The sequence below is a fragment of the Mesorhizobium sp. B2-9-1 genome (assembly GCF_006439455.1).
Lineage (GTDB): Bacteria > Pseudomonadota > Alphaproteobacteria > Rhizobiales > Rhizobiaceae > Mesorhizobium.
This window is the reverse complement of sequence record NZ_VFTP01000001.1, coordinates 703,281-725,750: the sequence shown is the minus strand read 5'-3', so window position 1 is coordinate 725,750 and position 22,470 is coordinate 703,281. Positions and strand designations below refer to the sequence as shown.

Here is a 22,470-nt window from a genome sequence, read left to right as displayed (position 1 = left end):
TGCCCCGGGCGCCCTTGTGCAATGCACCTCAATATATTGTGCGATGCACAAAAGTCAAGAATCCCTTGGCATGCAGGGGGTCCAGCGCCGGCGGCCGGTAAAATTCGATTAAAGAGAAGCTCGATTTGCCGAAAAATGGTGAACGCGGCGGTTACCATAAACGGATTGGTAACGCTGGGCGCGATAGCTTGGCCGGAAGTGAGGCCGGCACTCCCTTTGCCGCCTCCGGGGCAACGAAAATTCAGGGTAAGTAACGGTGCGTCAGGCGTTGTCGGGGCTGGTCTCCAAATCTTTCTCCCTCAAGGCAATCATGATCGCCGCGCTCGCGATGACGGTTGTCGTCGCCGACGTGGCGTCGGCAATGGCAGCGAGATCCTCGGCCATCGTCGTGGACGCCAAGACCGGCAAGGTGCTCTACTCCGCTGACGCCAATGGCCGGCGCTATCCCGCCTCGCTTACCAAGATGATGACCCTCTACCTCACCTTCGAAGCACTGGCGAAGGGCAGGATCAGCAAGAACACCCCGGTTCCGTTTTCCGCTCATGCCGCCGCCGAGGCGCCGACCAAGCTCGGCGTGCGCGCCGGCGGCTCGGTTCCGGTCGAGACCGCGATTCTGTCGATCGTGACGAAATCCGCCAATGACTCGGCGACCGCGCTCGGCGAGATGCTTGGCGGCAGCGAGGACAATTTCGCCCGCATGATGACGGCCAAGGCGCGCCAGCTCGGCATGAACGGCACCGTCTTCCGCAACGCCAACGGCCTGCCCGACCCGGGCCAGTTCACCACCGCTCACGACATGGCGATGCTGGGCATCGCGCTGCGCGAGCATTATCCGCAATATTACGGCTATTTCTCGCAGCGCTCGTTTCTCTACGGGCGTCAGCGCATCAACGGCCACAACCGTCTGCTCGGCCGCATCAGGGGCGTCGACGGCATCAAGACCGGGTACACCCGCGCTTCAGGCTACAACCTCGTCTCCTCCGTTGCCGATGGCGACCGCCGCCTCGTCGCGGTGGTGATGGGCGGCGCTTCCGGCCGCAGCCGCGACAACCAGATGGCCGCGCTGATCAACACCTATCTGCCGCGCGCCTCGACGCGCGGCGGCGGCGATCTCATCGCCAAGGGCAACGACAATCCGATCAAGACCTTGGCCAAGGTCCTTTTGCCCAAGCATGACGCGCCGACTCCGGACGCCAAGCCGGCTACGGATGACGCTGTCGTCGCCTCAGCCGACGATGACGTCCAGGACGACAGCCAACAGGTCGCCGAAGAGACGAGACCGGTGATCCAGATCAAGAAGGTGAAGACGGTTGCCGTGGCCGCGATGGCGCCGCCCGCCAAAACCGAGGAAGCCTCGGCCCAGGTCGTCACCGCCTATGCCGACCCAGCGCCCGCAGCACCGGCGATCGATCCGGTCAAGACATCGTCGGTGCCCTCCGGCTGGGTCGTTCAGGTTGCATCGTCGCCGACGAAAACCGGAGCCCAGGCGCTGCTCGAAAAGACGAGCAAGCAGGCGCCGAGGGTCCTGGCGGACGCATCGGGCTTCACGGTCGCTTTCGACAAGGACGGCACCACCTACTACCGCGCCCGTTTCGGCGGCTTCGGCTCGAAGGACGCAGCCTGGAAGGCCTGCGACGCCCTGAAGCGCAAGAAAATCTCGTGCTACGCCGTCGAGCAATAGGCGGCTGTTGAAATCTCCGGGAAAGTACCCGCGTCGAAGGAGACTAATCGTGATTGGAGAGCAGGACGTCCTTGGCTTCATTGATCCGCGCCGCCAGGACAGACGTGCCGCCGACATCGGCGTTCAGGCGCTGCATCAGGCGGCGGTGCGCCTTGCGGATATCCGCCGCGGCAGCCCCCGCTTCAAGACCAAGGACCTTGTAGGCCTCCTCCTTAGTCATGGAGCCCGCACCTGGCGCAACACCCAGCCCTTCGCCACCGTGCGGCTGCGCGTCCTTGCGCCAGACGGGAAAACGGCCGTCAAGATACGTCTCTAGGAGCTGGCGGCTCTCCATATCCGGGCTGAGCTCGCCATGAAGCTGGCGCAGGTCCGTCAGCCCCATTGCTCCCAGCATCTTGCCTTCATAACGCCCGGCCAGGACAAGCCCCTCAAGCTTGCCGCTGTCGTGGTCGAGGTCCATTTCGAGCGCGGCGGTGCGCACCGTCGAATGTTTGGACGCGGCGGCGCGCGCCGGAGGCCGTCTCGTGCGTATCCAGCCGACCCAGGCCAGCGCCGCGAGCAAAAGCAGTCCACCGATAAGGCTGCGGCCAAAGATCAGCATCGGCGCCCCGACAAGGCCCAGAAAAGCCGGTCCAAGCGATCTCAGACTGTCGGCCATCCTTGCGGGATCAGCACGCACAAAGAGCATGGCGGCACCGAAAAGCACCACAAGCACCGCTGCCAAAGCGAGGATCACACCCATCGGGTAGCACCGCCATACGGATGACCGAGCATAACAAATAGGATGGGACCAAGGTCCGGCGCTTGCAAGTCCCACATCGAACGAGCCGAAGGGCCAGCGGCGGGCTTGCCGGCCGGCGCGGCGCTACAGCAGGCCGAGTTCGGCGAGTTCGAGCCTCAGCTTGGGCGGCATTTCGGCGAGTGCCGCCCTGCCCTTGCCGAGATCGGCCGGTGCGTCGGCGGGCTTCAGATAGCGCCAGCCCTGGAAGGCGCGGCGCGGCTGCCAGTCGGTGCGCACCACCTCAGGATCGAGCATGAGATGACAACGGCCGATGCCCTCGCCGTCGACGAAGGGCCGGATCTCGGTGATCAGTTGCCGGCACTGCACGCTGCCCTTGATTACCCAATAGAGCGAGCCGCCATCGGTGATCTCATCGCCGCGCGTCGGCACCATGCGGGTGGTGTGCCAGTGCTCGGCCGGCTCGCCGGCACGGCGCCGCTCGTCGAGGCGGAAGGCGATCCACTCTTCGAGATCCTCGACGCTGTCGCAACCGACGCACAGTTTTAGCAGATTGAGCATGGTCGCAATCTAGCGACGGCGTAGCGGGGGTTCAACGCCTCGAGCGGTTTTGCACAGGCAAGAAAGGCTGTCGGCTCAAGAGGCTTGCATCGCCGTCTCGAGGCCTTTCTCCCTGCAAATTTCATGGAAGATCGCCAAAGATTTCGCCCCTTCGACATAGAGCTGCTCGACATCCTGCGCATAGAAGTCGGCGCCGCCAGCAAGTCCGAGAAACTCGCCTCTCAACATCCCGATTTCAGGATCGAATGCCATCGTAGCCTTATGGCCGTCGATCTCGATGATGTTCTTCATGTTCTAACTCCGTGACTCTCCAGCCATTTTCTGATGGTTTCTTAGCATAGAAGGTGACGGACCGGATGATGGCTGCGCTGGTAGTTCGGCCTTCGAGGTCAGCCGAAACATCCATCGCCTGTCATCCACGGGCGGAGCAAGGAGCGAAGCGACGCGCGCAGATCCGAGGATGACGACATTCGGAGCGCCTTGACCAATCTCGAGCTTCGAGACGCGGGGAAGGAGATCTTGGCTGCGAAGCCCTGTTCAGCACTCCACCACATTGACCGCCAGGCCGCCGAGGCTGGTTTCCTTGTATTTCTCGTTCATGTCGAGGCCGGTCTGGCGCATGGTCTCGATCGCGGCGTCGAGCGGCACGAAATGCGTGCCGTCGCCCTTGATGGCCAAGGAAGCCGCCGTTACAGCCTTCACCGCCCCCAGCGCATTTCGCTCGATGCAGGGCACCTGCACAAGGCCGCCGACCGGATCGCATGTCATGCCGAGATGATGCTCGAGCGCGATCTCGGCGGCGTTCTCCACCTGCTCGGGCGTGCCGCCCATGACGGCGCACAGCCCAGCGGCGGCCATCGCCGAAGCGGAACCCACCTCGCCCTGGCAACCAACCTCGGCGCCCGAGATCGAGGCGTTGGACTTGATGATGCCGCCGACGGCGGCGGCCGTCAGCAGGAAGTCGCGGATGCTCGGCTGGTCGGCTTCGGGATGGAAATGCAGCCAGTAGCGCAGCACTGCCGGCAGCGTGCCGGCGGCGCCATTGGTAGGCGCCGTCACCACGCGACCGCCGGCGGCATTCTCCTCGTTGACAGCCATGGCGTAGATCGAAAGCCAGTCATTGGCGAGCAAGGGATTTGGCCTGTTCTGCTGCCACTGTTCCTGCAGTTTGTCGTGCAGCTGCCGCGCGCGACGGCGCACCTTCAACCCACCCGGCATGATGCCGTCCTGCGACAAGCCGCGATCGATGCAGCCCTTCATCGCGCCCCAGATCGCGTCGAGGCCTTCGTCGAGCTCCTCGCGCGACATATGCATTTCCTCGTTGGCGCGCTTCATCTCGGCGATCGAAAGCCCGCTCTTGGCCGCCATCGCCAGCATTTCGGCGGCGTTCTTGAAGGGGTACGGTACTTTCTTGCCCTCGGTCGTCACCGAGCCCTTTGCCTTCATGCGCTGCAGCTCTTCCTCGGACACGACGAAACCGCCCCCGATCGAATAATAGATGCGCTTGAGCAGCAGCCGGTCGGACGCGTCATAGGCATAGAAGGCCATACCGTTGGCATGGCCGGCCAGCGGCGTCTTGCGGTCGAGCACGAGGTCCCTGGCGGGATCGAAGCGATATGCCGGGTGCCCTGGCGGCGAAATGCGCTTCTCCGCGCCGATGCGGGCGACGATGCCGTCGGCTTCGTCCGGATCGACTGTTTGCGGCGTCTGGCCTGCCAGGCCGAGGATTACGGCGCGGTCCGAGCCGTGGCCGATGCCGGTATAGGCAAGCGAGCCGTGCAGGCTGGCGCCGATGCGGTCGACCTTGACGCCGGCGGGCCGGGGCCAGTCGCCGGCCAGGATCTCGTCGAGGAAGCGGCGCGCGGCCGTCATCGGCCCCATCGTGTGCGAGCTCGATGGGCCGATGCCGATCTTGAACAGGTCGAAAACCGAAAGGAACACTGGGGCGTTGTCTCCTGAGGACCGCTCAAAGCATACATATAGGAATTCCCGGGATGTTTCCGCTGTTTTGCATGGCGCGGCCCGGCGACTGCCGACCTTGTTTGCTCCGCCAGCGACATCGCTTGCCGCCTGTCGAAGTGCCGGCACCCCTTGTGTTAAAAGCAATGGATGGGCGACTCACTCCATCTTTCGGCGGCCGATCTGGCGGCACTGGCTTTCTTCCTGGTCGTCTGGGTTGCGCACACGCTCGCCTCGGACGGCAAGCTGGTCCGTCGCATGTCGCTGACCACGGCGATGAACGCCCAACGCGAAGCCTGGATGCGCAACATGGCCGAGCGCGAGATCCGCATCGTCGATACCGCCATCATGGGCGGCCTGCAGCAAGGCACCGCCTTCTTCGCTTCCTCTTCACTGATCGCGCTCGGCGGCTGCTTTGCCCTGCTCGGCGCCTCAGACCGCGTGCTTGAGGTTCTGGCCGGCCTGCCCTTCGGCGCGGCTCCGTCGCGCGAAGCCTTCCAGACCAAGGTGTTCGGCCTGGTGCTTGTCCTGGCCTTCGCCTTCTTCAAATTCGGCTGGGCCTACCGCCTGTTCAACTATTGCTCGATCCTGATCGGCGCGGTGCCGACCCCGCATGGCCCGGCTTCGCGCAACCCGGTCAGCGAAACGGCGGCGTGGCGGGCGACGCGCATGAACGTGCTTGCCGGCAAGCACTTCAACTCCGGACTGCGCGCCGTCTTCTTCTCGATCGGCTATCTCGGCTGGTTCGTCGATCCGGTCGTCTTCGTGATATCGACGCTGGTGCTTGTCGCTGTGCTGGTGCGCCGCCAGTTCTTCTCGGCGGCGCGGCAAGCCGTGCTCGGTCAGCCGCTCGGTCCGGGAAAGAACTGATCGATCTTGCCGGATAGCCTATAGGCGAAAAGCCCGATCCACTCGCGCACTGCGATGGTGGTCGCCTGCACCGAATCGACCGGATTGTCGCGGTAGAGGCCGACGCCTTCCCTGCTCGAGGTGCGATAGTCGACCGGCCACGGAATGGTCGCAAAACCCGCCTTGTCGAACAGCGCCTTGGCGCGCGGCATGTGGAAAGCCGAGGTTACCAACAGCCAGGTCTCACCCGGCTTCGGCTCGACCAGTTCTCGCGAGAACATCGCATTCTCGTAAGTGTTGCGGGATTTGTCCTCGAGGATCAGGCGATCGGCGGCAACGCCTAAAGCGCCGAGCAACCGCGGCGCCGTGTCGGCGTCGCCCTCGCCGTCGAGAAAAAGCGAGCCATTGCCGCCCGATACGACGATCTTCGCTTGCGGAAAGCGCCTCGCAAGGATCGCTGTCTCCACCATGCGGTCGCCGCTGCTGTTCAACTCGTAACCGCCGCGCGCCAGGTTGATGGCGCCCTCGAAGCCGCCGCCAAGCACGACGATGCCATCGACTTTTTCCGGTAGAGGCGGCTTGGGAAAGCGTTGTTCGAGCGGAGTGAGCATCATCGCGCCGACCGACGTCCACGCCGAAAGGACCAGGATCGCGACGCCGAGCACGCTGCCCGTCGCCGCCAGCCGGCGCCGCCCGAGCAGCGCTGCCAGCAGGCCGGCGAGCAACAGGAAGATCGCCAGGTTGATCGGCTGGATGAAGAACCAAAGAATCTTCGAAAGATAGTAGAACACGCTTGGCACCTACCGCGCATAAGAATGGTTGGGGGCGGTAAATCGCCTGACGGCTTCCGCCACCGCCTCAGCCTCAGGCCGGCTCAGCTCCCGACCAAAGGAGATCGAACCCGTTGCGCTGGTGAAGCGGACAACTTCTTTCAAGCCGGCCTCGTCGGTCGGATAGAGATGGTCCAGGATTTCGACCGAAAGCTGTCCGCTGAAGGCCAGGGACGCGCGGTTGGGAAGCAGGGTGCCCCTGGTTTCGCGCAGCACGACAGCTCTGGTGGCGCGTAGCTCTTCCCCGGCGGACGCTAGCCAAAGCAATTCCTTGCCAAGGAAATATGCGAACAGCCCGACAACTGCCAGGAATGAGACTAGGCCGACCAGGCCCATGGCGATCGTTTCGGGCGACCTGTCAAGGAAGCCCCAATGCGCGGTGACGGCGACGATCCCAAGCGAGAGCAGGACAAAGCCGATCCTTACAGCCGAACGCCGCGGCGGATTGCCGATGATCAGTTCGCCTCCCGTCTCGACAATGGATATGCGAGACGGGGCCGACATCCTACCACCACTTTTCCGGTTGGAACCTGCCCGCCGCCTGCTCGATCACGTGCGCCGTCTGGAACAGCGTTTCCTCGTCGAACGGGCGGCCGATCAGCTGCAGGCCGAGCGGCAGGCCTTTGCCGTCGAGGCCGGCCGGCACCGAAATGCCGGGAAGGCCGGCCATGTTCACCGTCACGGTGAAGATGTCGTTGAGATACATCTTGACTGGATCGGAGGCCATGTCCTCGTCGGCGATGCCGAAGGCGGCCGACGGCGTCGCGGGCGTCAGGATGACGTCGACGCCGGCGGCAAAGACGTTCTCGAAGTCGCGCTTGATCAGCGTGCGCACCTTCTGCGCCTGCAGATAGTAAGCGTCGTAATAGCCCGCCGACAGCACATAGGTGCCGATCATGATGCGCCGCTTGACCTCGCGGCCGAAACCGGCGGCGCGGGTCTTCTCATACATGTCGACGATGTCCTTGCCGGGCACGCGCAGGCCGTAGCGCACGCCATCATAGCGGGCGAGGTTCGACGAAGCCTCGGCGGGCGCCACGATATAGTAGGCCGGCAAGGCATATTTGGTGTGCGGCAGGGAGATGTCGACGATTTCCGCGCCGGCGTCCTTCAGCCAGGCGATGCCTTTCTGCCAGAGCGCCTCGATGTCTTCCGGCATGCCGTCGACACGATACTCCTTCGGAATGCCGACCTTCATGCCCTTGATCGGCTTGCCGATCGCCGCCTCATAGTCCGGCACCGGACGGTCGACCGAAGTCGTGTCCTTCGGATCGACGGAGGCCATCGACTTCAGCAGGATGGCGGCGTCGCGCACATCGCGTGCGATGGGCCCGGCCTGGTCGAGCGAGGAAGCGAAGGCGACGATGCCCCAGCGCGAGCAGCGCCCGTAAGTCGGTTTGATGCCGACCGTGCCTGTCAAGGCGGCTGGCTGTCGGATCGAGCCGCCGGTATCGGTGGCGGTGGCGCCGGCGCAAAGGAAGGCGGCCACCGACGAAGCCGACCCGCCCGACGAGCCGCCCGGCACCAGCTGGGCGTTGTCCAAGGTCCGCGCCGTCTTCGTGCCGCCGGCGGACACAAAGCCGCCATCGCCCTGATGCGTCGTCGGCATGACGACCGTATCGACACGCGAGCGCCGCCACGGATTGATCACCGGGCCGTAATAGGAGGTCTCGTTGGACGAGCCCATGGCGAACTCGTCCATGTTGAGCTTGCCGAGCATGACGGCGCCGTCGGCCCACAGATTGCTGGTCACGGTCGACTCGTAGTGCGGCTTGAAGCCGTCCAGCACGTGGCTGCAGGCCTGGGTGTGGATGCCTTCGGTGGCGAACAGGTCCTTGATGCCGAGCGGAATGCCTTCCAGCGCGCCGCCCTCGCCCGTGGCCAATCTGGCATCGGAAGCCTTGGCCATGTCGCGCGCCTTGTCGGCGGTCACAGTCACATAGGCATTGAGCACCGGATTGGCGCGATCGATCGCCGCGAGATAGGCCTCGGTGATCTCGGCCGCGGTGATCTCCTTGCCGCGCAGCTTGGCGCGGGCCTCGGAAATGGTGAGATGGGTAAGATCGCTCATCAGGCAAGGCTCTTTTCGTAAAACACCGACCACTCGGAATCGGGATAATCCAGCACCGGTCCGCAACGCGAGAATCCGGCGCGCTCATAGACGGTCCAGGCGGCGGGGTGCCGATCGCCGGTTTCAAGGACCAGGCGCTTCAGCCCTTCCTGCCGGGCAAGCGCCTCGACACGTGCGACGATCTCGGCGCCGATCTTGCGGCCGCGATGCGAAGGCCGCGTGTACATACGCTTGATCTCGCCGACCGCATCGTCATGGCGCTTGAGCGCGCCGCAGCCGACGGCAAGGCCGTTGTCGCGGGCGATGAACACCGTCGTAGCCTCGTCGGCCATCTGCTCGACGGTGAGATGGTAGCAGTGCTCGGGCGGCGTCAGTTCGAGCAGCGCGGCGTTGAGTTCGGCGACCAGCGCGCGCACGTCGTCCTGCAAAGGCGTCTCGACGGCGATCTCGACAGCCACGCTCTACTCCACCACCTTCGGAACGAGGAAGAAATTCTCTTCCGTCGCCGGCGCGTTGGCGACGATGTCGGCGGCCTTGTTGCCGTCGGTGACGGTATCCTGGCGCTTCTTCATCTCCATCGGCGTGACCGAGGTCATCGGCTCGACGCCAGAAACATCGACCTCGTTCAATTGCTCGACGAAGCCGAGAATGGCGTTCAATTCGCCGGTCATGCGCTCGGCGTCCTCCTCGCTCACCGCGATACGGGCAAGGTGCGCGACGCGCTTCACGGTCTGAAGATCAACGGACATGTTCTATCGCCTCGGGAAAACCAGTTCGGGCTATAGCGGCGCGGCGCCCAGCGCGCAACACGGATCATGCCGGTTCGATCGCCACGCGGTTGCTCCCCGGGGAGCTTACGCGGCAATGCCACGCCCTCGCAGTGATAATGGCTGCCACGGTTTGCCGGCCTGTCTGCAGCGTATCTTTTCCTGGCTTGGGAGCAGAGCTCTTCCGACGCAAAGAACCTAGATCGTGATCGCCTTGCCGATGTCCGGCAGCGCCACGTTTACGCCCGAGCCTTCCATGCCGGCGACGAACTTGTCGGCGGTCTGGTCGATCATCGAGAAGGTGCCGAAATGGCAGGGAACGACCGTATCGAAGCCGAAGAAGCGGCGGCAGGCAAGGGCCGCCACGGCGCCGCCCATGGTGAAGCGGTCGCCGATCGGCACGATGCCGATCTTCGGTTCGTGCAACTCGTTGATCAGCCCCATGTCGGAGAAGATGTCGGTGTCGCCCATGTGGTAAAGCGTCTTGTCCTCGGGAAAGTGCAGGACAAGCCCGCCCGGATTGCCGAGATAGGTGTTCGTGCCGCCTTCGCCGCCGAAGGAGGACGAGTGCAGCGCCTGGACGAAGGTCGTGGTGAAAGGGCCGCAATCGACGGTGCCGCCGATATTGCCCGGATTGATCTTGTCGCCGCTGACGCCCTGGCCGACGAGGTACATGCAGATCTCGAAATTGGCGACCAGCATGGCGCCGCTTTTCTTCAGCACTTCGACCGCGCCGCTGACATGGTCGTTGTGGCCATGAGTCAGGAGAACATGGGTCACGCCTTCCGCCGGCCCTTCCCAGCCGCCCGTCCAGGACGGATTGCCGACCAGATAGGGGTCGATGAGAATGGTGGCGTCCTTGGTCTCGACGCGGAATGCCGAATGTCCGTACCAAGTCAGTTTCATGAACGCTTTCCTCGATTTCTCCGTTGCCGGAAGATAGAACGCTAGTCGCAAATTGAAAGTGGCGCCCTCCTCCTAAACGTCAAAAGGATGTGACGCCTGGATGTCAGAGGAAGCCGTTGGGCATTATTTCAATCGAGGAACTGCCGGCGCGGCTTGCCGGCGGCAAGACGCTCGCCGGGCTCGATCTCGGCGACAAGACGATCGGCGTGGCGGTTTCCGATCGCGGGCTGTCCTTCGCCCATCCGCGTCCGGTCATCCTGCGTAAGAAATTTTCGCTGGACGCCGCCCAACTTCTCGCTCAGCTCGACAAGGACAATGTCGGCGCCGTCGTGCTCGGCCTTCCGGTCAACATGGACGGCTCGGAAGGGCCCCGAGCGCAAAAATCCCGCGCCTTCGTCCGCAACATGGCGCCGCTTTCCGACCTGCCCTTCGTGCTGTGGGACGAGCGGCTGTCGACGGTTGCGGCCGAGCGGACACTGATCGAGATGGATTTCTCGCGCAAGAAGCGCGCCGGCAAGATCGATTCGGCGGCCGCCGCCTTTATTCTGCAGGGAGCGTTGGACCGGCTTCAGTCGCTGGGCCGAGCCGATCGGAGCTGATATCGCCATGTCGGCGCTGTCTGATCCATTCGGCGATGTTGCGCCGGCGCCGGAAGGCCCAAAGCCCCATGAGCAGGAAAAAGTCGAAAACGCAGGTCCGCGCCACCATGCCCGGGATGATAGCCGGATCGATGCCAAGCATCTGGCCGTAGAGCTGGAAAGCGAAATCGTGCACCTGTCGGCTCAGCATCGCATAGCCGAAATTCATGTCGTTGGCCGACAGGAAGAACCATCCCCAGAAGATGGCCATCGGAGCAGCCCAGAGCGTGAATATCGTGCGCATCAGCGCCTGCCTCCGGGCTTGTTTTCCGGGCGGCCGGATATGCGGGAAAGGAGCGAGCTGTGCGCGGCGCCCATCGCCATGCGCGAGGCGGCGCGGATATCACCCTCGGGCAAGTGCATTGCGGCGAAGGTGGAGCGGCGTTCAGCCAGCACGGCGATGTAGGAGGCAAGCAGCGCCGTCATCTGGATGGCGACGATCATGAACAGGCCGTCTATGCCTTGCGCCACGCCGCCGATGAGGATCAGCGAAAGCAGGAAAGATGCCGAGATGAAGGCTATCCGCGCCACGCTCTCGCCCGCGTCCGGCCTTGCCGCCGCGTTCAGCAGCGTTTCGACGAAGGCCCAGCAGAACAACACCGCGACGATCAACAACGCGATCGAAAGCGGCGCGACCACTGCCGCATTTTCAAACTGCGGAAACCGGTTGCCCCGGACGGAGAGGCCAAGCACGCCGAGAGCCGTCGCTATGCCGCGGCTGCCGTCCATGCAGACATAGGCAAGCAGGGCGAAAACCACCGCCCAATGCAAGGCCAGAACTGAGCTCAACACGTGCCGCATACGTTTCCCGCTGGCGGAGTTCGGGGAGGTCATGGTTAACCCTTCCCTACTCCAGCAAAGTGGAGAGTGGGCTTTGCATCGGCTCGCCGCAACGGAAACCATTTGTTAAGGTTAACAGCTATCCACAGATCGGCAAAATGCCTCGGAGCATGATGCCGAAAAGTGTGAAGCGGCTTCGGATGACATCCTGCTCTATCTCCTTGATATAGAGCAGGATCAGGTCACCGGCGGATAGAGCGTGTCGATGATCATGCGCGCGTCATGGCGCGAATCGAGCATGCCGTAGGTGGTGCGCCACTGGCCGCCGAGCCGCGTTTCGACGAAAGCGTCGGCGATCCGCCCTGCCCCCAGCCTGCGCAGCTCCGCCGCCGCGGCCGAAAGCGCCAGCTGTTCGGTGAGCAAGCGCGCCGAACCCTGGTCGGTCGCGGCGACCTGCATGGCGGCCTTCAGCACGCCGATGGTGCCGCGCCCGCCGGTGCCGAGATCGCGGTCGATGCCGGTCAGCACCTCCTCGAACAGGCCGGGCGCGCGGCCAAGCACGCGCAGCACGTCGAGCGCCATGACATTGCCAGAGCCCTCCCAGATCGCATTGACCGGCGCCTCCCGGTAGTAGCGGGCAAGCGGCGCTTCCTCGACATAGCCGTTGCCGCCAAGGCACTCCATCGCCTCGTAAAGCAGCTGCGGCGCGATCTTGCAGACCCAGTATTTGACGACAGGCGTCATGGCGCGGGCAAAGGCCGCCTCGCCGCGATCGCTTGCCGCCTCGTCGAAAGAGCGCGCCAGCCGGAACGACAGCGCCGTGGCCGCGGCGACGTCGAGCGCCATGTCGGCCAGAACCCGCTGCATCAGCGGCTGGTCGATCAGATTGGAGCCGAACACCTGCCGATGACGCGTGTGATGGACAGCCTCGGCGAGGCCGGCCCGCATCAGCGCCGACGAAGCGACCGCGCAGTCGAGCCTGGTCAGCGTCACCATGTCCATGATCGTCTTGACGCCTGCGCCCGGGTCGCCGACCATCTCGCCGATCGCGTTGACGAACTCCACCTCCGACGAGGCGTTCGAGCGGTTGCCGAGCTTGTCCTTCAGCCGCTGGAAGCGGAACCCGTTGCCGGAACCGTCGCCCAGGATGCGCGGCACGAGGAAGCAGGACAGCCCCTCCGGAACCTGCCCGAGCACCAGGAAGGCATCCGACATCGGCGCCGACATGAACCATTTGTGACCGGTCAACCGATAAAAACCACTACCGGTACGCTCCGCCTTGGTGGTGTTGGCGCGCACATCGGTGCCGCCCTGCTTCTCGGTCATGCCCATGCCGAGCGTCAGCCCGGTCTTCTGCACCGGCGGCTTCTGCGCCTGGTCGTATTTGCGCGTCGTCACGCGCGGCGCCCATTCGCGGAAAAGTTTCGGGCTCGCCATCAAGGCCGCCAGCGAGGCGCTGGTCATGGTGATGGGGCAAAGATGCCCCGTCTCGAGCTCGGCGGTCAGGTAGAAGCGTGCCGCCCTCACCTGATGGCGGCGGCCGATCTCGGCATCGCCGTTTTCCCATACCGAAGAATGCAGGCCGCCGGCGATCGAGCGGCGCATCAAGGCGTGATAGGCCGGATGATATTCGACAAGATCGAGTCGCCGGCCCTGGCGGTCATGGGTGCGCAATTTCGGCGTGTCGGTGTTGGCGAGGCGGGCAAGCTCCTGCGCTTCCTGCGTCATCACGAACCGGCCAAGCCCGTCGAGATCCTTGCGCACGGGGTCGGAAAAACGCTCGGCTAGCTGGATGAGCAACGGATCGCCCCGCCATGCATTGCCGCCTGCCAACGGCGGCGGCTGGTTGATCACCTCGTCGGTCACGCCCAATCCTTCAGTTGCCCAATCCTTCAGTTGGCCGAGAGGTTCTTACCATTTCCAAGCCCGCGGTCGCGAATCCGAAGCCACTGGGGCCTTATAGCCCAAGCCACGGAAGGCGCGCGACGAAAATACCGGGGAGAACGCCCGCAATCCAAAGCTGGCGCTTGCGGCAGGCCGGACCGCACCCTATAGCAGCGCCTTGAGATGACCGACGCTTCGTCCCTGCCGCTCTTCCCTCACCGCCATCTTCTGGGCATCCGCGATCTTTCCCCCGCCGATATCGAGCTGTTGCTCGATCGGGCCGACCAGGCCGTGGCAATCTCGCGGCAATCGGAAAAGAAGACCACGACGCTGCGCGGCCGCACCCAGATCAACCTGTTCTACGAGGCATCGACCCGCACGCAATCGTCCTTCGAGCTCGCCGGCAAGCGTCTCGGCGCCGACGTCATGAACATGTCGGTGGCGAGCTCCTCGGTGAAGAAGGGCGAGACGCTGATCGATACGGCGATGACCCTCAACGCCATGCGGCCCGACATCCTGATCATCCGCCACCAATCGGCGGGCGCGGCTGCGCTGCTGGCCCAGAAGGTCGGCTGCTCGGTGGTCAATGCCGGCGACGGCGCGCATGAGCACCCGACGCAGGCGCTGCTCGATGCGCTGACCATCCGCCGCGCCAAGGGGCCGCTGTCGAAGCTGATCGTGGCGATCTGCGGCGACATCCTGCATTCGCGCGTCGCCCGCTCCAACATCATACTTCTGAACGCGCTCGGCGCGCAGGTGCGCGTCGTCGCGCCCTCGACATTGCTGCCCTCCGGCATCGACAGGATGGGCGTCATCGTGTCGCGCTCGATGGCCGACGGCCTGAAGGATGCCGACGTGGTGATGATGCTTCGCCTGCAGCGCGAGCGCATGGAAGGCGCTTTCGTGCCCTCGATCCGCGAATATTTCCGCTATTTCGGCCTTGATGCCGAGAAGCTGAAAGCCGCCAAGGACGATGCGCTGGTCATGCATCCCGGCCCGATGAACCGCGGCGTCGAGATCGCCTCCGAGATCGCAGACGGACCGCAAAGCGTTATCCAGGAACAGGTCGAGATGGGGGTCGCCGTGCGCATGGCGGTCATGGAAGCGCTGCTTGATCCGCGCCGCAACCATGAAGGGCGCGGCGCATGAGCGTGACCGTCTTCAGCAAGGCGCACGTTGTCGACCCCTCGCGCGGCGTCGACGAGATCGGCAGCGTCATCGTCGACGGCCGCAAGATCGTCGCGGCCGGAAAAGCCGCATTGAACCAGGGCGTGCCGGAAGGCGCCACCGTCGTCGACTGCGCCGGCAAGACGATCATTCCGGGCCTAGTCGACGCGCGCGTCTTCATCGGCGAACCAGGCGGCGAGCATCGCGAGACCATCGCCTCGGCGAGCGTCGCCGCGGCGGCGGGCGGCGTCACCTCCATCGTCATGATGCCGGATACCGATCCCGTGATCGACAATGTCGCGCTGGTCGAATTCGTGCTGCGCACGGCGCGCGACACCGCTAGCGTCAACATCTTCCCGGCGGCAGCGATCACCAAGGGCCTCGAAGGCCGCGAGATGACCGAGTTCGGCCTGCTGCGCGAGGCCGGCGCCGTCGCCTACACCGACGGCCGCCACACGATCGCCAATGCGCTGGTAATGCGCCGGGCGCTGACCTACGCGCGCGATTTCGGCGGTGTCATCGCGCACGAAACGCAAGATGCCAACCTCGCCTCGTCCGGCGTGATGAACGAAGGGCTCTATGCGAGCTGGCTCGGCCTGTCGGGCATTCCGCGCGAGGCGGAGCTGATCCCGCTCGAACGCGACCTGGCGCTGGCCCGGCTGACCGGCGGCGCCTATCACGCGGCAAAAATCTCGTCGGCGATGGCAGCCGGCGCGGTGGACCGGGCAAAGACGGACGGCGCCAATGTCACGGCCGGGGTCGCCATCCACAATCTGTCGCTCAACGAGAACGACGTCGGCGAATACCGCACCTTCTTCCGGCTGACCCCGCCCCTGCGCGCCGAGGACGACCGGCTGGCGATGATCGAGGCGATCAAGGACGGCACGATCGACATCATCGTCTCCTCGCATGACCCGCAGGACGTCGACACCAAGCGCCTGCCCTTCGCCGACGCCGCCGCCGGCGCCATCGGGCTGGAGACGCTGCTTGGCGCTGCGCTTCGGCTCTACCACAATGGCGACGTGCCGTTGCTCAGGCTGATCGAGACGCTGTCCACGGCGCCGGCCAGACTGTTCGGCCTGCCGGGCGGCACGCTGAAGCCGGGCGCACCGGCCGACGTCGCGGTCGTCGATCTCGACGCGCCGTGGATCGTCAGCGAGAGCGGTCTGCGCTCACGCTCGAAGAACACCTGTTTCGAGGGCGCGCGCCTGCAGGGCAAGGTCCTGCAGACGATGGTCGCGGGCCGCACGGTGTTTTCCGCATAAGCCACCGCATCGCTTGAGTCCTGGTGAGTCTGCCCGGCATTGACTTGCTTGGCGAACCCTCCCGACTCTACCATTATGATAAATTCACGCCCAAGAAGGCCAGCACTTGCAAACCATGGTTGCATCGCGCACAGTGTATCAATCATAGGGCGAACTACCAAAGCGACAGGAAAGATGGGGAAACAATGGGTTACGCGATCGCGCTCGTCTTCGGCTATCTGCTCGGCTCGATCCCGTTCGGGCTCCTGATCACCCGCGCGGCCGGGCTCGGCGACGTCCGCCAGATCGGCTCCGGCAACATCGGCGCGACCAATGTGCTGAGGACGGGTAACAAGGGCCTTGCTGCCGCCACGCTGCTGCTCGATGCGCTGAAAGGCACTGCCGCGGTGCTGATCGCCGGACATTTTTCGCCGGACTTCGGACTGTTGGCCGGTTTCGGTGCCTTTCTCGGCCACCTCTTCCCGGTCTGGCTCGGCTTCAAGGGCGGCAAGGGTGTCGCCACCTATCTCGGCGTGCTGCTTGGCCTTGCCTGGCAAGGCATGCTTGTCTTCGCCGTTGTCTGGCTCGCGATGGCCTTCCTGTTCCGCTATTCCTCGCTGGCGGCGCTGGCGGCCGCGGTGGTCGTGCCGATCGCGCTCTATTTCATCAGCACACCGCAGATCGCCGGCCTGTTCGCGCTGATGAGCCTGATCGTCTTCATCAAGCACCGCGCCAACATCTCGCGGCTGCTGGCCGGCACCGAGGACAAGATCGGGGCGAAGGGATGAGCGCCCTGGCTGCCGGCCCCCATCTCAGCGATCGGCAGCGGCTTGCCTGGCTTCGCCTGATCCGCACGCCCAATGTCGGCCCGGCCTCGTTTCGCGAGCTGATCAACCGCTTCGGCTCGGCCGAAGCCGCGCTTGAAATGCTGCCGGAGCTGATGATCTCCGGCGGCGCCAATCGCATCGTCCGCATCCCCTCCATCGCCGAGGCCGAAGCCGAGGTGGACGCCGCCCGGCGCGCCGGCGCCCGCTTCGTCGGCATCGGCGAGGCCGATTATCCGCCCTTGCTGAGGACGCTGGACAACCCGCCGCCGTTGTTGGCGGTAAAAGGCGAAGGCGCGGTCTTCCGCCTGCCGGCGGTGGCGATCGTCGGCGCTCGCAACGCCTCTCTGGCCGGCATCAAGATGGCGCGCATGCTGGCGGCCGATCTCGGCCGCGACGGCTACGCCATCGTTTCCGGCCTGGCGCGCGGCATCGACACGGCCGCGCACAAAGGCAGCGTTTCGACCGGCACAGTCGGTGTGCTGGCCGGCGGGCTCGATGTGCCCTACCCGCCTGAAAATGCCGGCCTTTGCGATGAGATCGCCGATCGTGGCGGCGCCATCGTTTCCGAGATGCCCTTCGGCTGGCAGCCGCGGGCCCAGGATTTCCCGCGCCGCAACCGCCTGGTCGCAGGGATGGCGCTTGGACTGGTGGTGGTCGAGGCGGCGCAGCGCTCCGGCTCCCTGATCAGCGCGCGCCTCGCCAACGAAATGGGCCGGCTGGTCTTCGCCGTGCCGGGCTCGCCGCTCGATCCGCGCGCTGCCGGCTGCAACGCGCTGCTCAAGGACGGCGTCACGCTCGTCACCGAAGCCGCCGACGTGCTCGGCGCGCTGGCGCCGCTTGCCGGCACCCGGCTTCCAAGAACCGCCCCACTTGCCGAGGCGCCCGACATATCAGCCATGCCGCCGCCAGGCGAAAACGACCGCGCCGATGTGCTGGAAGCGCTCGGGCCCACGCCGACAGGCATAGACGAGATCATCCGCCACACGGGACTGAGCGCTGCGCAGATTGCGATGGTGCTCCTGGAACTCGATCTCGCCGGACGGCTCGAGCGCCACGCCGGCGGAAACGTGTCGCTGATCGCGTGACCTGGCCCGTTTACCTGCAACGCTGATTTCCTTACCGGAACAGATATTTGGACACTTCCGGATTGCCGCGACGCCACATCACGTTGTCGAGGAAATAGTGGTGCACATTGATGAAGATCAGCACGATGAAGAAGAACAGCGACGAACCGAGCACCTGCTTGTCGTAGGGAACCAAGGCGGTCAGCACGAACGGTATCAGCCAGAAGCCGAGATAGCCAAGCGCCCCACCCCCGATGATGAATCCCAGCACCCGCAACCGATAGTGGGGCCCGAGCACGGATAGTATCTTCGGTTTCGGATCCCGCGCAGCATCCAAAACGTCACGCTCGACATTGGTCTGATAGCGCCACACCACGGCCAGATATTGCAGCGAGTGCAGCGCCGGCACCACGAGCAGCCAGAGCGGGTTTATCCTGGCGATCAGGATCCAGAGATAGAGCGAGGCGACATAGGCCACGATGCCGTTGTAAGGCAGTCCGCCGCCATTCCTTCGCCAGCGGTTGACCAGCATGAAAAGCGTGGCCGCCGTCGATCCGACGGCCGCCAGCACCGCAATGTCGGTTACCCAGGACGGCGCCGCGAAGGTGTAATATTGAAGACCGTAATACTGCCCTTGCGTCACGGCCGTATTCGTCTGCAGCCAGGCCAGGATCCACACCGCATAGCTGTTGACGAGCAGCACCTTCTTGTCCCGATCGTCGAAGAATTTGCGCTTCAAGACGGCGTCGACCATCAGCATGCCGTAGCCTTGCTTGACGTAGTGCCAGCCGACGAAGAAGAACATCGCGTTGGCCGCGAAGCCGAGCAGCCGCGTGTTCGACGTCGCCGCGCCATAGGCAAAGAACAGGGCCATGACCACCGGAACGATGACGCCGGCAAAAATGTAGCGAAGCTGCAGGCTTCTGTCGTAGCCCTCGCCCCGCGCCTTGCGGCCGAAATTGCGGTAGAAAATCTGGTAGGAGTGGGCGAAGTGCGGATAGTTCACCACATAGGCCACGACGACCATCGTCGCGGCCAATGAGCCTTCATACTCGCGCGGCACCAGGAACAGCAGTGGCAGGATCAGAAACGCGCTGCCGCCGAGCATCAGGAAATCGGCGACCGGGCCGAAAAGATATCTGCCCGGCGGCGTCGCCGCCTTGGGCGCCTGCGCATCTACCGAAAGGTCAAGTGCCATCCTGGAGCCTCCCTCGGAGGCGCCGAGTTTAACCACGACCCCATCCAGGGACAAGTTTGCCCGTGACCGACACGCATTGTCTTGGGGAAAGTCACCCCCTCACGGCAAGGCAGCCCGAGCGATCTTCATCAGCCGCTTTCTGGCTTCTGCCACGCGCTTCTGTTCCGACCGTATGCGGTCGCACAGGACAAGATTGATCCCCACACCGCAGTCCTCGTCCAGCATTTCCTTTGCGTGATTGAGAGAAGTCTCCGCGCGCTTCACGCTCTGCCTGGCCCTGGCCAGTTCCAAGTTCAGTACGTCCACTGTATCCGCATCCCAGATTGCGGTCCCTTCAACAGAGAAACAGCCGCGCGCAAGTTTTTGTTCCGATTGCCGGAGACGCAGACAAATGTGCTGCTTCGATCGCCCCGGACATGGAAGCGCCCGTGGGGTCGGATCTCGCATCTATTTGGGTGTTAAAAATTTTGGTGAGCGCGATGGGATTCGAACCCATGACCTACTGATTAAAAGTCAGTTGCTCTACCGGCTGAGCTACGCGCTCCCGTGGGCTCGGAACGCCGCCCTCGAAATTGGGCGGAACATAGGGAGAGTGCCGCGGCCGGTCAACCGGAAAAAGACGGGCTTCCAAGGCGGGTTTCTTGAACGGATTCGAAGGGGCGCCGAGGGTGGACGGCTTTCGATGCCTGCGCCAATGGCCCGGCTTGGGGCTGCTTTAGAAAGCCCTACAATAACAATGGGCTGAAACAATGGGCTGATGGTGGAACGGGAACCATTGCAATCCGGGCCCGTTTCGCAAAACAGGACGTCCCATCAACCATCGAGGAGAAGATCAATGAACAAGATCGCATCGGGCCTGTTGGCAACCGCTCTCTCGGCGTCGTTCGTCGCGGCGGAGATGGTGCCGGTCAACGCTCAGCCAGCTTATGTACCGCAACCCCAAGGCCTGTCGTCAGATCTCCAGACCGTGCAGTATCGGGATTGGAGAAGGCACCGTGCCTTTAACCGGGATTTCTCGCGTCGTGGCGACGCCGTCTACTGGAACGGCCATCGCGGCTATCGTGAGTATCGCCGCGGCTATCGCCGGCATGGCGACTATTGGTTCCCGCTGGCCGCTTTCGCCACCGGCGCGCTGATCACCGGCGCCATCGTCAACAGCGAGAACAACCGCGTCTATCGCGGCAACTCGCACGTGCAGTGGTGCTACGACCGCTACCGCTCCTATCGCGCCTCGGACAACACCTTCCAGCCTAACAACGGCCCGCGTCAGCAGTGCGTTTCGCCCTACTGACGGCCTCCAGTCAGTACCCAGGGTCGTTGACTGAGCCCGTGCCTCGAGAGGCACGGGCTCTCTCGTTCCGACGTTAGCGAGAGCTCAGCGTCCTGCGCACCGCATCGCGCCATCCGGCCAGTTTCGCCCCGCGCGTTGCGGCGTCCATCTGCGGCTTGAAGCGCCGCTCCAGCGCCCAGCTCTTTGCGAATTCTTTCGCTTTCGGCCAGACGCCGGCCTTTGACCCGGCAAGCCAGGCCGCGCCCAGCGCCGTCGTCTCCAGGATCGTCGGACGGTCGACCGGCGCGTCGAGAATGTCGGCGAGCCTCTGCATGGTCCAGTCGGACGCCACCATGCCGCCGTCGACGCGAAGCACCGTCTTGGCCGAAGCGCCTTTCCAGTCCTTGCGCATGGCGTCGAGCAGGTCGCGCGTCTGGAAGGCGACCGATTCAAGTGCCGCGCGCGCGAACTCGGCCGGGCCCGAATTGCGCGTCAAGCCGAAGATCGCGCCGCGCGCTTCCGCGTCCCAGTGCGGCGCACCCAGGCCGACGAAGGCCGGCACCAGATAGACCTGCTGCGCAGGGTCAGCGGTCGCAGCCAATACTCCGCTCTGCTCGGCCTTGCCGATCACCTTGATGCCGTCGCGCAGCCACTGCACGGCGGCGCCCGCGATGAAGATCGAGCCTTCCAGCGCGTAGGTTGTCTTGCCGTTGAGCCGATAAGCGATGGTAGTCAAAAGCCGGTTCTTCGAACGCACCAGATCGGCGCCGGTGTTGAGCAGCGCGAAGCAACCGGTGCCGTAGGTGGATTTCATCATGCCGGGCTCGAAGCAGGCTTGGCCGATGGTCGCCGCATGCTGGTCGCCGGCGACGCCCAGGATCCGCATCTCGGCTCCGAAAAGGCTCTTCTCGGTGACGCCGAAATCGTCGGCGCAGTCCTTCACCTCAGGCAGGATCGCGGCCGGGATCTTCAGGATCGAGAGCAGCTCGTCGTCCCAGACATTCTTCTCGATGTTGTAGACCAGCGTGCGCGAGGCATTTGTCGCGTCGGTAGCATGCATTTGGCCGCCGGTCAGCCGCCAGATGAGAAAGCTGTCGATGGTGCCGGCAAGCAGTTCGCCCTTCTCGGCGCGCTTCCTGGCACCCTTCACCTTGTCCAGCATCCAGGCGATCTTGGTGCCGGAGAAATAGGGGTCGAGCAGCAGGCCGGTCTTCTTCGTGAATGTCTTCTCCAGCCCCAGCTTCTTCAGCTTCTGGCAGAGCGGCGCGGTGCGCCTGTCCTGCCACACGATCGCGTTATGGATAGGCTTGCCGGTCGCCTTGTCCCAGATGACGACCGTCTCGCGCTGATTGGTGATGCCGATCGCGGCCACATCCGAAGCCGTGCGGCCGGCGGCCTTCAACGCCGCTTTCACCGTGGCGAGCACGCTTGCCCAGATGTCTTCCGGGTCGTGTTCGACCCAGCCGGAAGCCGGATAATGCTGCATGAATTCCTGCTGGCCGGTGCCGGCGACTTTCATCTTGTCGTCGAACAGGATGGCGCGAGTCGAAGTCGTGCCTTGGTCGATGGCTAGGACGAAGCCGGACATAAATCATTCACTCCTGGGCAGCCGTGTTTAATGCAGCTGCAATCCTTCCATAAGCGGCGTCGGCGAGCCGAAGCATGGGCTCGGCATCAACGTTCAAAATCAAATCTCGGCTGCGAATTAAAGCCCGGATGACTGAGTGATCAGGCCGAAACCAACGGCCATCGTCGGTTAGCACGCCCTCTGGGTTGATCCCTTCACCGAAGATCATTGCATAGGCGGCGAGGTAGGCGACAGATCGAGGATATTCGGCCTGCGTATCCCTGGGCCCATTTTGCCATTTTTCCAGTACTGCCGATCGATCGAAGGGCCGATCTTCAATAGTGCAGGCCGATGCGCGGTCACGAGCGCGGCTATTGGGATTCAACAGACGCCCAAAAGACCGAACAATTTCGTCAATGTTTCGCGAGTGCATCGCTTCCCCCTCGAACGCAAATGGGCCGGAGTGCG

25 protein-coding genes and 1 tRNA gene are annotated in these 22,470 nt (G+C 64.1%); 8 read left to right on the top strand and 18 right to left on the bottom strand.

Annotated features, from left to right (window positions below; genetic code table 11):
- The first annotated feature begins 256 nt into the window (after nucleotides 1-256).
- On the top strand, nucleotides 257-1,681 hold the full coding sequence (locus FJW05_RS03585; protein ID WP_140627825.1) for a D-alanyl-D-alanine carboxypeptidase: 1,425 nt from the start codon (nucleotides 257-259) through the stop codon (nucleotides 1,679-1,681).
- A gap of 43 nt (nucleotides 1,682-1,724) precedes the next feature.
- On the opposite strand, the gene FJW05_RS03580 is transcribed toward FJW05_RS03585, so the two are convergent.
- The 4 genes from FJW05_RS03580 to FJW05_RS03565 all read right to left on the bottom strand — a co-directional run bounded on the left by FJW05_RS03580 (nucleotide 1,725) and on the right by FJW05_RS03565 (nucleotide 4,922).
- The gene (locus FJW05_RS03580; protein WP_095765344.1) at nucleotides 1,725-2,423 is read right to left on the bottom strand and encodes a molecular chaperone DnaJ; all 699 of its coding nucleotides are present in this window, start codon (nucleotides 2,421-2,423) and stop codon (nucleotides 1,725-1,727) included.
- 123 nt (nucleotides 2,424-2,546) lie between these two features.
- Nucleotides 2,547-2,981: a DUF1489 family protein gene (locus tag FJW05_RS03575; protein WP_140545757.1), complete on the bottom strand. Its 435-nt coding sequence runs from the start codon at nucleotides 2,979-2,981 to the stop codon at nucleotides 2,547-2,549.
- Between the two features lie 75 nt (nucleotides 2,982-3,056).
- Entirely contained in the window at nucleotides 3,057-3,272 is a 216-nt protein-coding gene (locus tag FJW05_RS27630) for a type II toxin-antitoxin system HicB family antitoxin (protein ID WP_140545758.1), read from the bottom strand.
- A 246-nt stretch (nucleotides 3,273-3,518) separates the two neighbouring features.
- The gene (locus FJW05_RS03565) at nucleotides 3,519-4,922 is read right to left on the bottom strand and encodes an L-serine ammonia-lyase (RefSeq protein ID WP_140627823.1); all 1,404 of its coding nucleotides are present in this window, start codon (nucleotides 4,920-4,922) and stop codon (nucleotides 3,519-3,521) included.
- A 168-nt stretch (nucleotides 4,923-5,090) separates the two neighbouring features.
- Here FJW05_RS03565 and FJW05_RS03560 point away from each other — a divergent pair, with 168 nt between their 5' ends.
- Complete coding sequence (locus tag FJW05_RS03560) at nucleotides 5,091-5,810, top strand: DUF599 domain-containing protein (RefSeq protein WP_140627821.1); 720 nt, start codon at nucleotides 5,091-5,093, stop codon at nucleotides 5,808-5,810.
- Here FJW05_RS03560 and FJW05_RS03555 read toward each other — a convergent pair.
- From FJW05_RS03555 to FJW05_RS03530, 6 genes are all read right to left on the bottom strand, one after another.
- Nucleotides 5,783-6,580: a YdcF family protein gene (locus tag FJW05_RS03555; protein ID WP_140627819.1), complete on the bottom strand. Its 798-nt coding sequence runs from the start codon at nucleotides 6,578-6,580 to the stop codon at nucleotides 5,783-5,785. The genes FJW05_RS03560 and FJW05_RS03555 overlap by 28 nt on opposite strands.
- Before the next feature lie 9 nt (nucleotides 6,581-6,589).
- The gene (locus FJW05_RS03550) at nucleotides 6,590-7,123 is read right to left on the bottom strand and encodes a hypothetical protein (protein ID WP_140627817.1); all 534 of its coding nucleotides are present in this window, start codon (nucleotides 7,121-7,123) and stop codon (nucleotides 6,590-6,592) included.
- Nucleotide 7,124: 1 nt separating this feature from the next.
- Complete coding sequence (locus tag FJW05_RS03545) at nucleotides 7,125-8,690, bottom strand: amidase family protein (RefSeq protein WP_140627815.1); 1,566 nt, start codon at nucleotides 8,688-8,690, stop codon at nucleotides 7,125-7,127.
- The gene (locus FJW05_RS03540; protein WP_140627813.1) at nucleotides 8,690-9,148 is read right to left on the bottom strand and encodes a GNAT family N-acetyltransferase; all 459 of its coding nucleotides are present in this window, start codon (nucleotides 9,146-9,148) and stop codon (nucleotides 8,690-8,692) included. Before FJW05_RS03540 ends, FJW05_RS03545 begins: the two co-directional genes overlap by 1 nt.
- Nucleotides 9,149-9,151: 3 nt before the next feature.
- Entirely contained in the window at nucleotides 9,152-9,439 is a 288-nt protein-coding gene (gatC, locus tag FJW05_RS03535) for an Asp-tRNA(Asn)/Glu-tRNA(Gln) amidotransferase subunit GatC (RefSeq protein WP_140627811.1), read from the bottom strand.
- Between the two features lie 216 nt (nucleotides 9,440-9,655).
- A complete protein-coding gene (locus FJW05_RS03530; protein WP_140627809.1) occupies nucleotides 9,656-10,363 on the bottom strand; it encodes a metal-dependent hydrolase in 708 nt (235 codons plus the stop codon).
- 116 nt (nucleotides 10,364-10,479) lie between these two features.
- Here FJW05_RS03530 and ruvX point away from each other — a divergent pair, with 116 nt between their 5' ends.
- Nucleotides 10,480-10,962, top strand: coding sequence for a Holliday junction resolvase RuvX (gene ruvX / locus FJW05_RS03525; protein ID WP_140627807.1), 483 nt, complete (start codon nucleotides 10,480-10,482; stop codon nucleotides 10,960-10,962).
- Here ruvX and FJW05_RS03520 read toward each other — a convergent pair.
- The 3 genes from FJW05_RS03520 to FJW05_RS03510 form a co-directional block, all read right to left on the bottom strand.
- A complete protein-coding gene (locus FJW05_RS03520) occupies nucleotides 10,904-11,245 on the bottom strand; it encodes a DUF6105 family protein (protein WP_140627805.1) in 342 nt (113 codons plus the stop codon). The two genes, ruvX and FJW05_RS03520, sit on opposite strands and share 59 nt — an antisense overlap.
- Complete coding sequence (locus FJW05_RS03515; RefSeq protein WP_140628217.1) at nucleotides 11,245-11,802, bottom strand: hypothetical protein; 558 nt, start codon at nucleotides 11,800-11,802, stop codon at nucleotides 11,245-11,247. The genes FJW05_RS03520 and FJW05_RS03515 overlap by 1 nt, the downstream gene beginning before the upstream one ends.
- 216 nt (nucleotides 11,803-12,018) lie before the next feature.
- On the bottom strand, nucleotides 12,019-13,647 hold the full coding sequence (locus FJW05_RS03510; RefSeq protein ID WP_140627803.1) for a DNA alkylation response protein: 1,629 nt from the start codon (nucleotides 13,645-13,647) through the stop codon (nucleotides 12,019-12,021).
- Nucleotides 13,648-13,848: 201 nt separating this feature from the next.
- Between FJW05_RS03510 and FJW05_RS03505 the strand changes: the two genes are divergently transcribed.
- The 4 genes from FJW05_RS03505 (at nucleotide 13,849) to dprA (ending at nucleotide 17,988) form a co-directional block, all read left to right on the top strand.
- Nucleotides 13,849-14,814, top strand: a complete 966-nt coding sequence (locus FJW05_RS03505; RefSeq protein ID WP_140627801.1) for an aspartate carbamoyltransferase catalytic subunit — start codon at nucleotides 13,849-13,851, stop codon at nucleotides 14,812-14,814.
- Nucleotides 14,811-16,097 (top strand): dihydroorotase, encoded by a 1,287-nt coding sequence (locus FJW05_RS03500; RefSeq protein WP_140627799.1) that lies wholly within the window; start codon nucleotides 14,811-14,813, stop codon nucleotides 16,095-16,097. Before FJW05_RS03505 ends, FJW05_RS03500 begins: the two co-directional genes overlap by 4 nt.
- 185 nt (nucleotides 16,098-16,282) lie before the next feature.
- Complete coding sequence (gene plsY / locus FJW05_RS03495; protein WP_140627798.1) at nucleotides 16,283-16,864, top strand: glycerol-3-phosphate 1-O-acyltransferase PlsY; 582 nt, start codon at nucleotides 16,283-16,285, stop codon at nucleotides 16,862-16,864.
- Nucleotides 16,861-17,988, top strand: a complete 1,128-nt coding sequence (gene dprA / locus FJW05_RS03490; protein ID WP_140627796.1) for a DNA-processing protein DprA — start codon at nucleotides 16,861-16,863, stop codon at nucleotides 17,986-17,988. Before plsY ends, dprA begins: the two co-directional genes overlap by 4 nt.
- A 31-nt stretch (nucleotides 17,989-18,019) precedes the next feature.
- On the opposite strand, the gene FJW05_RS03485 is transcribed toward dprA, so the two are convergent.
- The 3 genes from FJW05_RS03485 to FJW05_RS03475 form a co-directional block, all read right to left on the bottom strand.
- Complete coding sequence (locus FJW05_RS03485; RefSeq protein ID WP_140627794.1) at nucleotides 18,020-19,165, bottom strand: hypothetical protein; 1,146 nt, start codon at nucleotides 19,163-19,165, stop codon at nucleotides 18,020-18,022.
- Between the two features lie 99 nt (nucleotides 19,166-19,264).
- Nucleotides 19,265-19,471 carry a hypothetical protein gene (locus FJW05_RS03480; RefSeq protein WP_140627792.1) on the bottom strand — a complete coding sequence of 69 codons (207 nt, stop codon included), beginning with the start codon at nucleotides 19,469-19,471 and terminating at the stop codon, nucleotides 19,265-19,267.
- Between the two features lie 162 nt (nucleotides 19,472-19,633).
- A tRNA-Lys gene (locus FJW05_RS03475) sits at nucleotides 19,634-19,709 on the bottom strand.
- Nucleotides 19,710-20,000: 291 nt separating this feature from the next.
- Here FJW05_RS03475 and FJW05_RS03470 point away from each other — a divergent pair.
- The gene (locus FJW05_RS03470; RefSeq protein ID WP_140627790.1) at nucleotides 20,001-20,456 is read left to right on the top strand and encodes a BA14K family protein; all 456 of its coding nucleotides are present in this window, start codon (nucleotides 20,001-20,003) and stop codon (nucleotides 20,454-20,456) included.
- Nucleotides 20,457-20,529: 73 nt separating this feature from the next.
- On the opposite strand, the gene glpK is transcribed toward FJW05_RS03470, so the two are convergent.
- Both glpK and FJW05_RS03460 read right to left on the bottom strand, forming a co-directional pair.
- Nucleotides 20,530-22,023 carry a glycerol kinase GlpK gene (glpK, locus tag FJW05_RS03465; protein WP_140627788.1) on the bottom strand — a complete coding sequence of 498 codons (1,494 nt, stop codon included), beginning with the start codon at nucleotides 22,021-22,023 and terminating at the stop codon, nucleotides 20,530-20,532.
- Between the two features lie 7 nt (nucleotides 22,024-22,030).
- On the bottom strand, nucleotides 22,031-22,435 hold the full coding sequence (locus FJW05_RS03460; RefSeq protein ID WP_140627786.1) for a hypothetical protein: 405 nt from the start codon (nucleotides 22,433-22,435) through the stop codon (nucleotides 22,031-22,033).
- Between the last annotated feature and the right edge of the window lie 35 nt (nucleotides 22,436-22,470).

Coding starts and splice junctions, on each gene's coding strand:
- plsY (WP_140627798.1), top strand. CDS start 16,283: ATGGGTTACGCGATCGCGCTCGTCTTCGGCTATCTGCTCGGCTCGATC.
- FJW05_RS27630 (WP_140545758.1), bottom strand. CDS start 3,272: ATGAAGAACATCATCGAGATCGACGGCCATAAGGCTACGATGGCATTC.
- FJW05_RS03520 (WP_140627805.1), bottom strand. CDS start 11,245: ATGCGCACGATATTCACGCTCTGGGCTGCTCCGATGGCCATCTTCTGG.
- FJW05_RS03560 (WP_140627821.1), top strand. CDS start 5,091: ATGGGCGACTCACTCCATCTTTCGGCGGCCGATCTGGCGGCACTGGCT.
- FJW05_RS03485 (WP_140627794.1), bottom strand. CDS start 19,165: ATGGCACTTGACCTTTCGGTAGATGCGCAGGCGCCCAAGGCGGCGACG.
- FJW05_RS03530 (WP_140627809.1), bottom strand. CDS start 10,363: ATGAAACTGACTTGGTACGGACATTCGGCATTCCGCGTCGAGACCAAG.
- FJW05_RS03505 (WP_140627801.1), top strand. CDS start 13,849: ATGACCGACGCTTCGTCCCTGCCGCTCTTCCCTCACCGCCATCTTCTG.
- FJW05_RS03515 (WP_140628217.1), bottom strand. CDS start 11,802: ATGCGGCACGTGTTGAGCTCAGTTCTGGCCTTGCATTGGGCGGTGGTT.
- dprA (WP_140627796.1), top strand. CDS start 16,861: ATGAGCGCCCTGGCTGCCGGCCCCCATCTCAGCGATCGGCAGCGGCTT.
- FJW05_RS03575 (WP_140545757.1), bottom strand. CDS start 2,981: ATGCTCAATCTGCTAAAACTGTGCGTCGGTTGCGACAGCGTCGAGGAT.
- FJW05_RS03545 (WP_140627815.1), bottom strand. CDS start 8,690: ATGAGCGATCTTACCCATCTCACCATTTCCGAGGCCCGCGCCAAGCTG.
- FJW05_RS03500 (WP_140627799.1), top strand. CDS start 14,811: ATGAGCGTGACCGTCTTCAGCAAGGCGCACGTTGTCGACCCCTCGCGC.
- FJW05_RS03460 (WP_140627786.1), bottom strand. CDS start 22,435: ATGCACTCGCGAAACATTGACGAAATTGTTCGGTCTTTTGGGCGTCTG.
- glpK (WP_140627788.1), bottom strand. CDS start 22,023: ATGTCCGGCTTCGTCCTAGCCATCGACCAAGGCACGACTTCGACTCGC.
- FJW05_RS03470 (WP_140627790.1), top strand. CDS start 20,001: ATGAACAAGATCGCATCGGGCCTGTTGGCAACCGCTCTCTCGGCGTCG.
- FJW05_RS03550 (WP_140627817.1), bottom strand. CDS start 7,123: ATGTCGGCCCCGTCTCGCATATCCATTGTCGAGACGGGAGGCGAACTG.
- FJW05_RS03580 (WP_095765344.1), bottom strand. CDS start 2,423: ATGGGTGTGATCCTCGCTTTGGCAGCGGTGCTTGTGGTGCTTTTCGGT.
- gatC (WP_140627811.1), bottom strand. CDS start 9,439: ATGTCCGTTGATCTTCAGACCGTGAAGCGCGTCGCGCACCTTGCCCGT.